Genomic DNA, 14,132 nt, shown 5'->3' on the forward strand with positions numbered 1-14,132 from the left:
GCAGGGTTATGACAGTGGTGGCGGGCAAAGGTTGCGTCGGGATCGTGCGAAAGCGCAACTTTTGGCACGTTTTATGATATTTCTGTGATGGCGGACAAGGGTTGTAGACAGCAGAAACGACTGGAAAAACTGTGATCCTGCCTGCAAAGCGAGGGCGGGGGCTTATCTATAATGGCGCCGATTTTTCTCAATCGGAGCCGAAGGGATGCCGGTCTTTATCGATGTGGAATATTTGCAGGGGTGGAGCCTGTTCGTGGTGCTCTCGGATGGTACCACGGGGGCGCTGGATCTCGCCCCCTGGCGCACCCAGCCGCTGTTCGCGGCGCTGGATTCGGAGCGGCGCTTCGCCCGGGTCTTCATCAATCGTCACCATCAGCTGGAGTGGCCCGCCGGCTGTACTCTGTCGGCTCACGAGGTCTACCACCTGATCAAGCCCATCGACGAGCGGGAAGCTTTCAGTTAACTCCCTGTTTTTGTGAGCCATCACAAGATTCCTGTAACGGGAATGTTTGAGCGTTTGCCTTCCTCACCCAATTTGGGTAAAACCTGCGCAACATTTTGCCAACCCTAGCCTGGTTTCGCTTCTCAGGGCTTGCCGCCACCGCGCCGCAGGCCTTTTTTGCAGCCTGACGGCAAACCTTCCAGCAACTGAATGGTTTGGCAGTTGGAATTAAAACAACAAAATAAACAGAGAGATAAGGAAAGAGTATGGCTTGTCATATGCGCACCCCGCTGGCCCTGCTGGTGGGTGGCCTCGCCTGTCACGGCGCCGCCGGTCAGGAGAGCGTTCAGCAACTGGAACCCATGGTGGTGGTCGCTAGTCGCCCCGCCAGCACCCTGGAGGTGACCCTGGATCCCAAGAAACCTGGCTCCCCCATGCCGGCGGCCGATGGCGCCGGTTACCTCAAGAACGTCACCGGCATGAGCATGGTGCGCAAGGGGGGCCTGGGCGGCGATCCCGTGCTGCGGGGGATGGGCATGTCCCGCCTCAACGTGCAGATGGATGGCGGCATGCTGGCCGGTGGCTGCGGCGGCCGGATGGATCCGCCCACCGCCTACGTCTTTCCTCAATCTTTCGACCGGATCCGGGTGCTGAAGGGGCCGCAATCCCTCGAGCAGGGGGCGACGCTGGCGGGGACCGTGCTGTTCGAGCGGGACAGGCCCGAGTTCACTGCCCCCGGCGTCAAGGCCGAGGCGTCGGCGCTCTATGGCAGCTTCGGGCGCGACGACCAGATGCTGGATGCCACCGTGGGGGCACCGCAGGGTTATCTGCGCGGCCAGTTCACCCACTCCGACAGCGATGACTACCGCGACGGCCACGGCGACAAGGTGCGCTCCTTCTACCGGCGTGAGAACGGCACCGCCCAGCTCGGCTGGACGCCCAGCGAGCACACCTGGCTCGAACTCACCGCCGAGCGCAGCAACGCCCGCGCCGCCTATGCGGATCGCACCATGGACGGCCCCATGTTCGACCGCGAGTCCTTCGGCCTCAAGCTCAGGCAGGAGCAGATCACCACCCACTGGCAGCGCAGCGAGCTGACCCTGTGGGACAACGACATCGACCACATCATGGACAACTTCAGCCTGCGCCCGAACAGCGGCATGAAGATGCTCTCCAACCCGGACCGGCGCAACACCGGCGGGCGCTGGGCCAACGACATAGCCCTGCCGGCCGACTGGCTGCTGACCGCCGGGTTCGATGCCAACCGGGATCAGCACAGGGCCCGCAGCGGGGTGGATTACGCCAGCCAGCCGCGCCAGCGCACCCTGCGCTTCGAGCAGCAGGGGGGCTTTGCCGAGCTGGGCCGTCAGCAGGGGGCCCACAGCTACAAGGGGGGCTACCGGCAGGACAGGGTCGAGACCACCCGTTACGGCGCGGGGGATCAGACCCTCTACAGCGATACCCTGACCCTGGACAGCGGCTTTGGCCGCTACGAATACCAGTGGTCGCCGGCCTGGTCGAGCTACCTGGCCTGGGGTCAGGCCAAGCGGGCGCCGGATTACTGGGAGCGCAGCAAGGACAGCGTGCCCTTCACCCTCAACCCGGAGCGCAGCCGCCAGTGGGATGCGGGGCTGGCCCTGCGCAGCCGCGATCTGGATCTGACCCTCTCCCTGTTCAGCGCCGACATTCAGGACTACCTGCTCTACAACAACAAGTCGAACAAGGTGCGCAACATCGACGCCCAGACCCGTGGCGGCGAGCTGGAGGGGCGCTGGCAGTTTGCCGAGCAGTGGCGCCTCGATGGCGGCCTGGCGGTGGTCTACGGTGAAAACCGCAGCGACAACAAGCCGCTGGCCCAGATGCCGCCCCTCGATGGCAAGCTGGCGCTGGGCTGGCAGCCAGCCGAGGCGTGGAACCTGACCCTGCTGGGCCGCGCCGTGACCGCCCAGGATCGGGTGGATGTGGGTTCCGGCACCGTGGCTGGCCAGGATCAGGGGGAGACCCCGGGCTTCTTCACCATGAACCTGAGCGCCGCCTGGCAGTTCCACCCAGGCTGGCAGCTGTCGGCCGGGGTGGACAACCTGTTCGACACCTTCTACTACGAGCACCTCTCCAAGTCGGTGCACGCCAGTCAGGCCGGGCTGGGCTACGAGCAGGTGGGGCGCATCCCGGAGCCGGGTCGCGCCTACTGGCTCTCCCTCAGCTATCGCTTCGCCTCTGCCGGCGTGCTCTGAGCGGGGATTGGGTAACCGGCTGAATCGGGTAACGTTTTCAGTCACAGACCCGTGCGGGCTGGGCCGCTATCATGGCCCCAGTGCGACGCTTTGGGCGTCGATACCACCACAGCGGGAACATAACAATGAAACAAGGAACGTTGCGTCGTGGCGGCCTCATCGGGGCCGCCCTGTTACTGACGGCTTGCGGCAGCGGAGGCGGGAGCGGTTCCAGCGAGCCCCAGCCCCCGGTCATCAACCCGCCGCCGGTCACCGCCAGCCGCGCCTGCTACGGCAATGATCAGCCGGCCTGCAACCTGCGCACCTACCAGGTGATGGTGGAGTCCTTCGTCGATGGCGACGGCAGCGCCAACTACGGCGTCGGCTACGGCCCCTCCCAGCACAACGGCGATCTGCAGGGGATCATCGACAGCCTGGATCATATCAAGAGCCTCAACGTCAACGCCATCTGGCTGACTCCGGTGTTCGACTCCTGCGCCGGTCAGGGCGGGGACGACAGGCTGGACGCCACCGGCTACTTCGCCTGCGACTTCTTCAACGTGGACCCCAACTTCGGCAGCAACGCCCAGCTTAAAAAATTGGTGGACGGGGCGCATCAGCGCGGCCTCTACGTCTTCCTCGACGGGGTGTTCGGCCACGTCAACAGGGTGGGGGTGAGCAAACCCTCGCCCGCGGGACGGCTGCCCGCCCTCAAGAGCGGCGGCGCCGGCTACCCGGGCCAGCTGGTGGATTACAGCCAGCCCGAGAGCCTGGCCTACTTCAAGGAGGTGGCCCGCTACTGGGTCGAGCAGTACGGCATCGACGGCTGGCGCCTCGATCAGGCCTATCAGCTCGATCTTGACGACTGGCGCGCCATTCGCAGCGAGGTGGAGCGGGCGAGCGCGGCGCGCAAGGCCGCCGGCCAGCAGTGGGGCACCCTCGGCTATATGGTCGGGGAAGTGTGGAAAGGGGCCGACGAGATCCGCGCCCAGGCGTACGGGCCGAGCGACAACCCGGCGCTCTCCTCGGCGTTCGATTTCCCGCTGCGCTACGGCCTGGTGCAGGCGCTGGCGGTGGAGGAGTCCGGCAAGGGCGGGCAGGGGGCCAGCGTGCTCGACGCCAGCTGGAACAAGGTGGAGAACTACCCGGACCACGCCATGCCCAACCTGATGCTGGGCAACCACGATCTGGTACGCTTCGGCGATCTGCTGGAGCGCGGCAACTTCAATCCGGCGGATTACTGGCAGCGTCACAAGGCGGCTTTCAGCTTCCTGGCGGCCCGCTCCGGCCCCATCACCCTCTACTACGGCGAGGAGTTTGGCGACGAGGTGCCGGGCTTTGCCAATCAGGTGGGTGGCGACTGCGCCGCGCAGGGGCTCTGTGACGATCACGTGGCCCGCAGCGATGGCAAGGTGCCGGGTGCCACCGGTTTTGTGCCGAGCAGCGAGCAGAGCGAGCTGAAACAGTGGCTCAGCCAGTTGCTGGCCCTGCGTGCCGCCCACCCAGCCCTCTATCAGGGGGAGCGGGTCAAGCTGGTGGCCGAGGGCAGCGTTTATGGCGACATCAAGCAGACGGCGGCGGAGCAAGTAGTCTACCTGCTCAACGTCTCCGGCACGCCCCAGAGCTACGCGGTGCCGGTCGGCAAGCTGCGCAGTGGCAGCGCCCTGGTGGATCTGCAGAGCGGCGAGAGCCTGGCCATCGGCGGCAGCAGCGTGACGGTGGACTTGCCGCCGCTCACCGGTCGCTTCCTGCTGGTGCGCTGAGGCTGGTAAACAACAAGGGCTCCGTGATGGAGCCCTTGTTCATTGGGACGCTACTTCTCGATGCCGCTGCCGAGCTCGTCCTGATGGGGATCGGCCCGGTCGTTGCCGTGCCGCCAGCTCTCCAGCCGGTTGTGTACCCCGCGGCGCAGGCCTTTGAAGCTGGTCTCCAGGTAGTCCACCCCCACCAGGATGGAGAGGGTGACGCCGGTGAGCAGCAGCGCCTGGTGCAGCATCTGCATGCCGATGAGGGCGCCGAGGGCGGCCAGCATCCAGACGGTGGCGGCGGAGGTGACCCCCAGTACCTGGCCATCCCGGGTCATCATCACCCCGGCGCCGAGAAAGCCGATGCCGGTGATGAGCTGGCCCAGTACCCGCGCCTGATCGGCGCTCTGGGGGCTGACGGCGGCACCGATGGCGAGAAAACAGTAGGTGCCGAGGATGATGAGCGAGGAGGTGCGGATGCCGACCGGCTTGCCGCGCAACTGCCGCTCCAGCCCCACCAGGGTGCCGCACACCAGACAGACCAGGATGTTCTCCCAGCCAAGGGGCGCTATGTCCCACCAATCAGTCGTCATCATATCCACCTCTGCTCTCGATGCTTGTTATCCGGCCGCGCTCTGCCCCCGGTTCTCCAGCCGCTGGCGGAAGGCCCGGGCGAGGCGCTCGTAGAGGTCCTTTGCCTCTCTGTCCTCAATATCGCCACGTATCCAGGGATTGTCGATGATTTCCAGCAGCACGCAGTCACGCCCCTGCTGGCGCAGATCGACCCCGAACAGGCCGTTGCCGAGCTGATGAACGGCGCGGCGGGCGGTCTGCAACACCCGCTCCGGCACCTCGTTGAGCGGCAACGCCTCGATGCGGCTCATGTCGAGGGGGTGTTTGCGGCGGCGGATGCGGTTGCCGGGCTCGGGGCGGAAGCGGCGGCAGGCAAACAGCGGCGAGCCGTCGAGAAAGCCGATGCGCCAGTCAAACTCGGCGGGGATCCGGCTCTGCACCAGCAGCAGGGCGGAGCGGCCCAACCCCTCGTCCAGCAGGCGGGCCAGCTGCTGCTCGTCGCTGGCCATGGCCAGATCGCGCCCCTGCGCCCCGTCGGGCACCTTCACCATCAGCGGCAGGCCGAGCCGCTGCACCAGTTCATCTACGTGGTGGCGGCCGCGGCGGGTCACCACCATGGTGGGCGGCATGGGCACGCCGCTGCGCACCATCAGCTCGTAGAGGTAGAGCTTGTTGCTGCAGGCGAGGATGGCGCGGGAGCTGTCGATCACCGGCATCTTGAGCTGCTCGGCGCGGCGGGCAAATTCGAAGGTGTAGTGGCCGACCGCGGTCTCGGAGCGCAGCCAGAGGGTGTCGAACTCCGGCAGCCGCTCGATGGCGGACGGCGCCAGGATCTCGGCCCGGATCCCCTGGGCCGCGGCCGCCTGGATGAAGCGATCCAGCGCCAGCGCATCGCTGCTGGCACGGCCGTCGTTGGGGTCGACCAGGATGGCGAGCTGGTAGAGCGGCGCCGCCTGCTCCTCGTCACCCGTGCCCACCAGCGCCTGGGCGTGGTGCAGCATCAGCGTCTGCTCGCTTGGGCTCAGTGCCAGCGGCGACAGGCTCTGCTGCTGGCGCACCGACCAGCCGTGACGGCCGCGCTTGAGGGTCAGCTCCTGCAGCGGCAGCTGGCTGAGGCCGTAGTAGTAGCGGGCCAGGCCGGCCAGCTCGCTCTGCTCGCACTGACCGAAGATGGCGCGCACCCGGATCCGATCCTCGCTCTGCTGGGCCAGCCAGCCCTGCAGCTTGCGCCACAGCTTGGCCGGCGGCTGCTGGGGTTGCAGCTGGCTGATGGCCTGCAGGCCCGGCAGGCAGTGGTGACCGCGGGCCTGGGCCAGCAGCGAGCAGTAGTAGCCGGCGCCGAGGTGCTCCAGATTGCGGCAGAGGTTGATGATGCGGGGACGGCCGCCGGTGGTGGGCACCCCGTGTTGCAGGTAGGTGCGGGCGGTCAGCAGATAATCGGCATGGCAAGGCCAGTCGCCCAGCTCTTCGACGATGACGTAGGTACTCATATTTTCGGCTCCACAGATGAAACTGCCTTAAGCGGCAGGATCCCCAGTGGGCTTCGATGCACCGACAAGCACGACAATGGCGCGAGGGGAAACAAGAGGTTACAGTGCCTAATATGCCGCCTTGGTAACTTGTGATACAAGTCGCATTTTTGGTGATGAAGATAAATAACCGAACAAGGATTCCCCGTGTTGACCGTGCGCGCGGCCCGGACCGATGATCTGGGCGCCATCGTTAAGCTGGAACGCTACTGTTTTCCCCCCGAAGTCGCCTTTGGCCGCAGCCGCTGGCACTATCTGCTGACCCAGGCCAAGGGGCGCACCCTGCTGGTGCTGGACCAGCAGGAGCAGCTGATGGGCTACCTCTGTTTGCTGGAGCACAGGGGCTGGGATCGGCTGATCATCCAGACCCTCGCCATCCGCTGGACCATCCGCCGCCAGGGTTGGGCCCGCCGCCTGCTGGAGCAGGTTATTCAGGAGGGCAAAGAGGCCGGCTGGGGGGCGATCCGGCTGGAGGTGGGCGATGCCAATGAAGAGGCGCAGGCGCTCTATCGCGGGCTGGGTTTTCGGCCAAGGCAGAAGCTGCTGGATTATTATGGCCACGGTCAGCATGCCCACCGGCTGGTGCTGAAGCTGGCCGGAGAGAGGAGAGAAGAGGAGAGGGGATGAGCTGCGACAACTGCCTCGCCACCGCCATCAGGGCCAAGTTGGGGCGCTGCCCGGTCTGTGCCGGCCAGACCTTCGCCATCGGCCTGGTCGGCTGGCTGGTCTGGTGGTGGTGTGGCGCCGACACCTCGGTCAATGCCCTCACCGGCCTGCTGTTCGCGTTGGGGGGCTCGGGCCTGTTCCTGCTCCACCTGCTGGTGTTCATCTGGCGCAAGGCGAGCGGGCGTGAATTGAGCGACGAATAGATCAGATTGATTTCAAACAGATAAATAACAATAGCGCTGTAGAAATGGAGGTTCAGATGATTGCAATGGTAACGGGCGCCTCGTCCGGGTTTGGTGAATCCATCAGCCGTCAGCTGGTGCAGGCGGGCTACAAGGTGATCGGCACCGGCCGCCGCGCCGAACGGCTGGCCGCGCTGGCCGACGAGCTGGGCGCCCAGTTCCTGCCGCTGGTGTTCGACGTGCAGGACAAGGCGGCCACCCGCGCCGCCATCGACGGGCTGCCGGCCGAGTGGCGCGAGGTGGATCTGCTGGTCAACAACGCCGGGTTGGCGCTGGGGCTGGAGCCGGCCCACAAGGCAGACCTAGAAGACTGGGAGCAGATGATCGCCACCAACATCAGCGGTCTGACCCTGCTCACCCGCCTGCTGCTGCCGGGCATGGTGACGCGCAATCGCGGCCACGTCATCAACATCGGCTCCATCGCCGGCACCTACCCCTATCCGGGCGGCAACGTCTACGGCGCCACCAAGGCGTTCGTGAAGCAGTTCAGCCTCAACCTGCGCGCCGATCTGGCGGGCACCGCCATCCGCGTCACCAACGTGGAGCCGGGTCTGTGCGGCGGCACCGAGTTCTCCAACGTGCGCTTCCACGGTGACGACGCCAAGGCGGCCACCGTCTATCAGGGGGTGCAGGCGATCCAGCCGGAAGACATCGCCAATACCGTGCTCTGGATCAGCCAGCAGCCGGCTCACGTCAACATCAACAGCATCGAGATCATGCCGGTGGCGCAGACCTTCGGCCCGCTCCATATCAGCCGTCGCTGATCGCTGCTGCGGATGAAACAAGAGAGGCTCCCCCGGGAGCCTCTCTGTTTTGGTGGCCGGTTTACAGGCTCATGATCTTCTTGAACTCCTCCGGCGAATACTTCTGCTCGGTGCGCTTGGTGAGATCCGTCATCAGCTTGTAGCGCAACTCTTTGGCCATCTGATAGCTCTTCTCCAGCTGGCCATAGGAGTAGTCGGATGCCAGCCCGATGGCGGTGGCCTTGTCGCCGGCATAGGCCTGCTTCAGGCTCTGGTCGAGCAGGGCCACCTCCTTGTAGAGCTTGCTGCTCTCCTTGCTCCAGACGCCGCGCAGCAGCGGCAGGTATTTGTCCGGATCGGCGCTGGCCAGCGCGGTCAGGCTGCGGAACTGCCAGTAGGCGGAATCATCGGAGTAGCTGTCGCTGCCGGTGCGGTAGGGCAGGGGATAGGACTCCAGGGTGTTGTAGAGCGGCACCATCACGGATTCGGCCAGCACGCCGTAGCTCTGCCAGATCAATCCCTGCAGCTCTTTGGGCATCTCCTTGCGCAGCTGGATGACGTGGGATTCGAGCTGGCGATCGATGCGGATCGGCCGCTCTGCCTTGCCCGCCAGTGGGGTGCCCTCATAGGTGGCGCTCAGCAGCCTGGCCACGTCCGGCACGGCGATGGGAGTATCTGGCTTCATGAAGAGCGGGTACTGCGCCTGCCGGGTTGGCTGCTTGTGAGAGGCCGTCAGCATCTTCTGGCCGAGCCACTCCCGATCCACGTTGTAGGGGTCGGCGATGACCCCGAACGCCTTGGCGAAGTTGAACTCTTTCGGGTCGGCGTTATCCAGCAGTTTGTGTTCGCGCACGAACTCCAGCAGCTTGGGCGAATGCAGCACGTCGGCGCCGTCGAGATCGACGCCGTGGATGCGCAGGCCGTTGGCCACCATGGCATAGCTGTCGTCCGGCACCCGTACCGCTATCCAGTGGTGGCCGGAGCCGATCTCCATCAGCCAGGCCTCGTTCACATCCGCCAGATAGAGGCTGTTGCCCTCACCGGCGCCATATTGCTCCACATAGCGGCCGAGCAGCTCGACCCCCTCTTTGGCCGTCCTGGCCTGCGGCAGGATCAGGGTCGGGATGATGGCCTCGATGACCCCCTTCTCGATCAACGGATCGGCCTTCTGGGCCTTGTCGTTGACCTCGGCACTGGTGGTGGCCGAGATGGCGACGTTGGCTTCGTTGATGCCGCGCTCCTCGTAATACTTGCCGTCCGGGTCGCTGCCGGCGGCATCCCAGTCACGGATGGCGGAGTAGGCGAGGAAGGCCTTTGGCATGGGCACTTCCAGCCCGTTGCCCAGTTTCCAGACTTTGCCCTCGTTCTGCTGTGCGGGCCGGAAGGCGAGGTACTTGTTCCAGTTGTTGACGCCAAAATCCTCGTTTCTGGCGATCATCACGCTACCATCGGCACTGGCGCCCTTGCCGACGATGAGGCCGGTACAGGCGTCGGCACTGGTGCCAAGCAGGGTGAGCAGGGTGGCGGAGAGAAGACTCAAGGTGTGTTTTTTCATAGTTATGCCCGAAAGGTTGCGGTGGATGCGCGTCAGGGGGCGGGAGAAGCGGCCGGGAGTGACCGGACTGGGTCGGGGATCCGACGGTAGACAGGTCTGCATCTGGTTGATTTCGCAAACATATCATCCATAACGCTGCTTGCTTGCCCGATGGTGCGCCAAAATTGTATGCCTCACTGGTTGTTTATTTTGTGATCGGCAAGGCGTTCCTGCTGTTTATGTGGCGCGGAGTTTTTGAGGTAGTTGTATGTGTCGGAAATCGGGATAAAAGCAGCGGATGAGTCATGATTATGACGCTGTGTCTGGGCCGTGACCGGCTGCGGGCTCGCCACGGTGGGGATCTCGCCCAGCCTGACAAGTTGGCCTGCAACTTGCTGGTTTTATTGCCAATGATGGGGCCAGGCGCCTCATACCATCGAATCAGCGACCTCGTCATGCCGGTTTGGCATGCAGACTGGAGCCCCCATGGATATCAAACCCTACAGCCAGCAGCTTGCCCAGAGCGCCTCCAACAATCGCGCCCTCGCGACCCTCAGCAGCGCCGACAGCGGTCAGGGTGGCGGCGGTTGGGAAGATCTGGTCAACCTCTCCTCCCAACGGATAACCGGCCAGGCCCAGCAGGCGCTGACCTATGAACACCTGGCCAAGAACAGCAAGCTGCCGCCGGCGCTCGACATGAGTTCCGACAAGGGGGGCGTGCTGCAGCAGCTGGTGGACAAGGCGCTCGGCTTTGATCGCAAGCAGTTCAACGAGATAGAAGAGAAGCTCAAGGCGATTGCCGACAACAAGCAGCTGAGCGCCGAGGAGCGGGCGGAGCAGAGCAAGCCGTTGAACGAGCAGCGGGACGCCATGCTGCAAGACGCCATGGACCGCCTCACCGGCAAGAAGAGCAGCAAGGAAGAGAGCAAGAGCGCCTGAGCAGCGGAATGACTCGAACGGCAATCCATGGTCAGCGGGGGCAAGCCCTTGCCCCCGCTGACCACAGTGGATGAGCGGCCCTGCCGGCAACCCGCATCCGCGGTGCAATGTGAGGGCGTGCCCGCGTTCTTTGACCTGTGGGGGCCACAGGCGCACAATCCCTCTGCATGCATTCAACCGAGGGCTCTGCCGTGTACAACTTCCAATATGCCAATCCCACCCGCGTCTGTTTCGGTGAAGGCCAGATCGCCAAACTGCCCGAACTGATCCCGGCCGGCAGCCGCCTGCTGGTGCTCTACGGCGGCGGCAGCATCAAGCAGAACGGGGTCTATGACCAGTTGACCCAGGCGCTGGCAGGCCGGGAGTGGCTGGAGTTCCCCGGCATCGGCGCCAATCCCCAGTACGACCAGCTGATGGAGGCGGTGGATCTGGTCAAGCGCGAGCGCATCGACTTCCTGCTGGCGGTGGGTGGCGGCTCAGTGGTGGACGGCAGCAAGTTCGTGGCCGCCGCGGCCCGCTTCGAGGGGGACGATCCCTGGGAGATCCTGCTGCACAAGGCCCCCATCAAGGCGGCGCTGCCGCTCGGCTGCGTGCTGACCCTGCCGGCCACCGGTTCGGAGAGCAACCCGGCCGCCGTGGTGAGCCGGGGGGAGGCGAAGCTCTCCTTCATGAACCCGCTGGTGCAGCCGGTGTTTGCGGTGCTGGATCCCACCACCACCTACAGCCTGCCGCCGCGCCAGGTGGGCAACGGGGTGGTGGATGCCTTCGTCCACATCCTCGAGCAGTACCTCACCTTCCCGGTGGGGGGCGAGGTGCAGGACCGGTTGGCGGAAGGCCTGCTGCAGGTGCTGGTGGACAACGGCCCGCGGGCGCTGGCGGAGCCCACCAACTACCAGGTGCGCGCCAACCTGATGTGGGCGGCCAGCCTGGCCCTCAACGGCCTCATCGGCCGTGGCGTGCCGCAGGACTGGTCCACCCACGCCATCGGTCACCAGCTCACCGCCCTGCACGGGCTGGATCATGCCCAGAGCCTGGCGGTGGTGTTGCCCTCCCTGCTGCGGGAGCAAGCGGCCCAGAAGCAGGAGAAGCTGGCCCAGTTCGCCGAGCGGGTGTGGCACTCCAGCCGCGAGGACAAGGCGCTGCGCATCGAGGAGGCGATCATCCGCACCGAGCAGTTCTTCCAGCAGATGGGGGTGGGTACCCGCCTCGCCGACTATGGCCTGGATGCGCGCTGCATCCCGGGGATCTGCTCCAACCTCAAGCTGTTCGGCCTGACCGCCCTCGGGGAGCAGCAGGACATAGATCCCGACAAGGTGGCGCGGATCCTCTCTCACGCCCTCTAGGCCTGAGGCCCTTGGCCAAGGGGCGATCCGGACAACAAGTGCAGCCAGGATCCTCTCTCACGCCCTCTGCTCACCGGCTGACCTACGGAAAAGAAAACGCCCCGATCATAGGGGCGTTTTGCATGGTGGCGACGAACGCTTACTCGGCGCTGCGGTCCAGCTCGCGCTCCAGCGCCGCCGCCTTCTGGCGGGCCGGATGAGTGTTGAGCCGCTGCCAGTAAGCCTGCAGGTGCGGGAACTGAGCCAGCTGGCCGCTCTGGGCCAGCAGATCCACCAGGAAGGAGTTCAGGATGTCGGCGCCGGTGAGGCGATCGGCCACCAGGTAGCGGCGGCTTGCCAGCACCTCGTTGAGATAACCCAGCACCTTGGCGCACTCGGCTTTGGCGTAGTCCGGCAGGAAGCGCATCGGGCTGCCGTCCTTGCGCACGAACATGTCGAGCAGCAGCGGCAGAATGCCCGAGCTCTCGGCGAAGTGGAGCCACTGCAGGTACTCGGCATAGTCCGGGCTGTCAGCGGCCGGCGCCAGCCGGTCCGGGGCGTGGCGGGCGATCAGGTATTCGGTGATGGCACCGGATTCTGCCAGTACCCGGCCGTCAAACTCGATGACCGGCGACTTGCCGAGGGGGTGGACGGCCTTGAGCTCGGGGGGCGCCAGAAAAGTGGCGGCATCGCGCTGGTAGGCCTTGATCTCATAGGGCAGGCCCAGCTCTTCGAGCAGCCAGATGATGCGCTGGGAGCGGGATTTGTTCAGGTGGTGCAGGACTATCATGAATACCTCGACGCAGTGACAAGAAGCGGTAGTACGCAGCGGCGCGGCGACGGGTTTACCGCTGCAGCTAAAAAAAAGCGGGCTGATGCCCGCTCGTTCAACGCCTGACTCAGGCCTCCAGCGCCTGATCCAGATCCGCCAGTATGTCCTCGATCGCCTCGATCCCTACCGACAGCCGGATCATCTCAGGTTTCACCCCGGCCTTGGCCTGCTCCTCTTCGCTGAGCTGGCGGTGGGTGGTGGAGGCGGGGTGGCAGGCCAGCGACTTGGTGTCGCCGATGTTGACCAGCCGCTTGAAGATCTTGAGCGCATCGTAGAAGCGCACCCCCGCCTCGTAGCCCTCTTTCAGGCCGAACGAGAGGATGGCGGAGGGGCGGCCGGCCATGTACTTCTCCGCCAGCAGGTAGTGGGGGTGACCCGGTAGCCCGGCGTAGCTGACCCAGGCTACCTTGGGATGGTGCTTGAGGTGGTGGGCCACCTGCAGGGCGTTGTCCACGTGGCGCTCCATGCGCAGGCTCAGGGTCTCCAGCCCCTGCAGCAGCAGGAAGGCGTTCATGGGGGCCAGCGCCGCGCCGGTATTGCGCAGCGGCACGGTGCGCACCCGCCCGATGAAGGCGGCCGGGCCGAAGGCCTCGGTGTAGACCACCCCGTGATAGGAGGGCTCAGGCTGGGTCAATTGGGGGAAACGCTCGGCATGATCCGCCCAGGGGAACTTGCCCGAGTCGACCACCACGCCCCCCAGAGAGTTGCCGTGGCCGCCGACATATTTGGTCAGGCTGTGCACCACGATGTCGGCGCCGTGCTCGATGGGTTTGCACAAGACCGGGGTGGCGACCGTGTTGTCGACGATGAGCGGCACGCCGCGGGCGTGGGCCACCTTGGCCAGGGCGGCTATGTCCACTATGTTGCCGGCCGGGTTGCCGATGCTCTCGCAGTAGACCGCCTTGGTCTTGTCGTCGATGAGGGCGGCGATGGCCTCGGCGCTGTCATCCTTGGCGAAGCGCACCTCGACCCCGAAGCTTGGCAGCATGTGGGCGAACAGGGTGTAGGTGCCGCCATAGAGCTGGGGGGTGGAGACGATGTTGTCGCCGGCGGCGGTCAGCGCCTGGATGGCGTAGGTGATGGCGGCGGAACCCGCCGAGACCACTAGGCCGGCAATGCCCCCTTCCAGCGCGGCCATGCGCTGCTCCAGCACATCGTTGGTGGGGTTCATGATGCGGGTGTAGATGTTGCCAGGCACCGCCAGGTTGAACAGATCCGCCCCGTGCTGGGCGCTCTCGAACTCGTAGGCCACCGTCTGGTAGATGGGCACGGCAACGGCCTTGGTGGTGGGGTCGTTGGCAAAGCCGTGGTGCAGGGCCAGGGTCGCATCTTTCATCACACACTCCTTGTTG

13 protein-coding genes are annotated in these 14,132 nt (G+C 65.3%); 8 read left to right on the forward strand and 5 right to left on the reverse strand.

Features of this window, described 5'->3' with window-relative positions; genetic code table 11:
• The first annotated feature begins 205 nt into the window (after positions 1-205).
• The 3 genes from I6L33_RS06670 to I6L33_RS06680 all read left to right on the forward strand — a co-directional run bounded on the left by I6L33_RS06670 (position 206) and on the right by I6L33_RS06680 (position 4,418).
• On the forward strand, positions 206-463 hold the full coding sequence (locus I6L33_RS06670; protein ID WP_010635292.1) for a DUF2442 domain-containing protein: 258 nt from the start codon (positions 206-208) through the stop codon (positions 461-463).
• A 245-nt stretch (positions 464-708) separates the two neighbouring features.
• The gene (locus I6L33_RS06675) at positions 709-2,676 is read left to right on the forward strand and encodes a TonB-dependent copper receptor (protein WP_216973757.1); all 1,968 of its coding nucleotides are present in this window, start codon (positions 709-711) and stop codon (positions 2,674-2,676) included.
• A gap of 125 nt (positions 2,677-2,801) precedes the next feature.
• Positions 2,802-4,418: an alpha-amylase family protein gene (locus tag I6L33_RS06680; protein WP_216973758.1), complete on the forward strand. Its 1,617-nt coding sequence runs from the start codon at positions 2,802-2,804 to the stop codon at positions 4,416-4,418.
• A gap of 50 nt (positions 4,419-4,468) precedes the next feature.
• Here I6L33_RS06680 and I6L33_RS06685 read toward each other — a convergent pair whose 3' ends face one another.
• Positions 4,469-4,996 (reverse strand): MgtC/SapB family protein, encoded by a 528-nt coding sequence (locus I6L33_RS06685; protein WP_216973759.1) that lies wholly within the window; start codon positions 4,994-4,996, stop codon positions 4,469-4,471.
• Between the two features lie 24 nt (positions 4,997-5,020).
• Positions 5,021-6,463 (reverse strand): RimK family protein, encoded by a 1,443-nt coding sequence (locus tag I6L33_RS06690; RefSeq protein WP_216973760.1) that lies wholly within the window; start codon positions 6,461-6,463, stop codon positions 5,021-5,023.
• A gap of 186 nt (positions 6,464-6,649) precedes the next feature.
• On the opposite strand from I6L33_RS06690, the gene I6L33_RS06695 reads away from it, so the two are divergent.
• Genes I6L33_RS06695 through I6L33_RS06705 form a run of 3 tightly spaced genes read left to right on the forward strand, consistent with a single transcriptional unit; the run spans position 6,650 to position 8,174 of the window.
• Positions 6,650-7,129, forward strand: coding sequence for a GNAT family N-acetyltransferase (locus tag I6L33_RS06695; protein ID WP_042051521.1), 480 nt, complete (start codon positions 6,650-6,652; stop codon positions 7,127-7,129).
• Positions 7,126-7,371: a DUF3624 domain-containing protein gene (locus I6L33_RS06700; protein WP_005308310.1), complete on the forward strand. Its 246-nt coding sequence runs from the start codon at positions 7,126-7,128 to the stop codon at positions 7,369-7,371. Before I6L33_RS06695 ends, I6L33_RS06700 begins: the two co-directional genes overlap by 4 nt.
• A gap of 56 nt (positions 7,372-7,427) precedes the next feature.
• Positions 7,428-8,174, forward strand: coding sequence for an SDR family oxidoreductase (locus I6L33_RS06705; RefSeq protein ID WP_017764599.1), 747 nt, complete (start codon positions 7,428-7,430; stop codon positions 8,172-8,174).
• A 61-nt stretch (positions 8,175-8,235) separates the two neighbouring features.
• Here the strand turns inward: I6L33_RS06705 and I6L33_RS06710 are convergent, their stop codons facing one another.
• On the reverse strand, positions 8,236-9,708 hold the full coding sequence (locus I6L33_RS06710; RefSeq protein WP_216973761.1) for a C69 family dipeptidase: 1,473 nt from the start codon (positions 9,706-9,708) through the stop codon (positions 8,236-8,238).
• Between the two features lie 465 nt (positions 9,709-10,173).
• Here I6L33_RS06710 and I6L33_RS06715 point away from each other — a divergent pair, with 465 nt between their 5' ends.
• Together I6L33_RS06715 and I6L33_RS06720 are read left to right on the forward strand one after the other, a co-directional pair.
• Positions 10,174-10,626 carry a hypothetical protein gene (locus I6L33_RS06715; protein ID WP_005308316.1) on the forward strand — a complete coding sequence of 151 codons (453 nt, stop codon included), beginning with the start codon at positions 10,174-10,176 and terminating at the stop codon, positions 10,624-10,626.
• Positions 10,627-10,793: 167 nt separating this feature from the next.
• Positions 10,794-11,969, forward strand: coding sequence for an iron-containing alcohol dehydrogenase (locus I6L33_RS06720; protein ID WP_082038613.1), 1,176 nt, complete (start codon positions 10,794-10,796; stop codon positions 11,967-11,969).
• Positions 11,970-12,108: 139 nt separating this feature from the next.
• On the opposite strand, the gene I6L33_RS06725 is transcribed toward I6L33_RS06720, so the two are convergent.
• Positions 12,109-12,738 carry a glutathione S-transferase family protein gene (locus I6L33_RS06725; protein ID WP_162518696.1) on the reverse strand — a complete coding sequence of 210 codons (630 nt, stop codon included), beginning with the start codon at positions 12,736-12,738 and terminating at the stop codon, positions 12,109-12,111.
• Between the two features lie 109 nt (positions 12,739-12,847).
• Positions 12,848-14,116, reverse strand: a complete 1,269-nt coding sequence (locus tag I6L33_RS06730; RefSeq protein ID WP_216973762.1) for an O-acetylhomoserine aminocarboxypropyltransferase/cysteine synthase family protein — start codon at positions 14,114-14,116, stop codon at positions 12,848-12,850.
• Positions 14,117-14,132 lie beyond the last annotated feature (16 nt).

The organism is Aeromonas sp. FDAARGOS 1403 (genome assembly GCF_019047325.1).
GTDB lineage: Bacteria > Pseudomonadota > Gammaproteobacteria > Enterobacterales > Aeromonadaceae > Aeromonas > Aeromonas dhakensis.

Excerpts from the sequence above, each read along its gene's own strand:
- I6L33_RS06670 (WP_010635292.1), top strand. The coding sequence starts at position 206 with ATGCCGGTCTTTATCGATGTGGAATATTTGCAGGGGTGGAGCCTGTTC.
- I6L33_RS06675 (WP_216973757.1), top strand. The coding sequence starts at position 709 with ATGGCTTGTCATATGCGCACCCCGCTGGCCCTGCTGGTGGGTGGCCTC.
- I6L33_RS06680 (WP_216973758.1), top strand. The coding sequence starts at position 2,802 with ATGAAACAAGGAACGTTGCGTCGTGGCGGCCTCATCGGGGCCGCCCTG.
- I6L33_RS06685 (WP_216973759.1), bottom strand. The coding sequence starts at position 4,996 with ATGATGACGACTGATTGGTGGGACATAGCGCCCCTTGGCTGGGAGAAC.
- I6L33_RS06690 (WP_216973760.1), bottom strand. The coding sequence starts at position 6,463 with ATGAGTACCTACGTCATCGTCGAAGAGCTGGGCGACTGGCCTTGCCAT.
- I6L33_RS06700 (WP_005308310.1), top strand. The coding sequence starts at position 7,126 with ATGAGCTGCGACAACTGCCTCGCCACCGCCATCAGGGCCAAGTTGGGG.
- I6L33_RS06705 (WP_017764599.1), top strand. The coding sequence starts at position 7,428 with ATGATTGCAATGGTAACGGGCGCCTCGTCCGGGTTTGGTGAATCCATC.
- I6L33_RS06710 (WP_216973761.1), bottom strand. The coding sequence starts at position 9,708 with ATGAAAAAACACACCTTGAGTCTTCTCTCCGCCACCCTGCTCACCCTG.
- I6L33_RS06715 (WP_005308316.1), top strand. The coding sequence starts at position 10,174 with ATGGATATCAAACCCTACAGCCAGCAGCTTGCCCAGAGCGCCTCCAAC.
- I6L33_RS06720 (WP_082038613.1), top strand. The coding sequence starts at position 10,794 with ATGCATTCAACCGAGGGCTCTGCCGTGTACAACTTCCAATATGCCAAT.
- I6L33_RS06725 (WP_162518696.1), bottom strand. The coding sequence starts at position 12,738 with ATGATAGTCCTGCACCACCTGAACAAATCCCGCTCCCAGCGCATCATC.
- I6L33_RS06730 (WP_216973762.1), bottom strand. The coding sequence starts at position 14,116 with ATGAAAGATGCGACCCTGGCCCTGCACCACGGCTTTGCCAACGACCCC.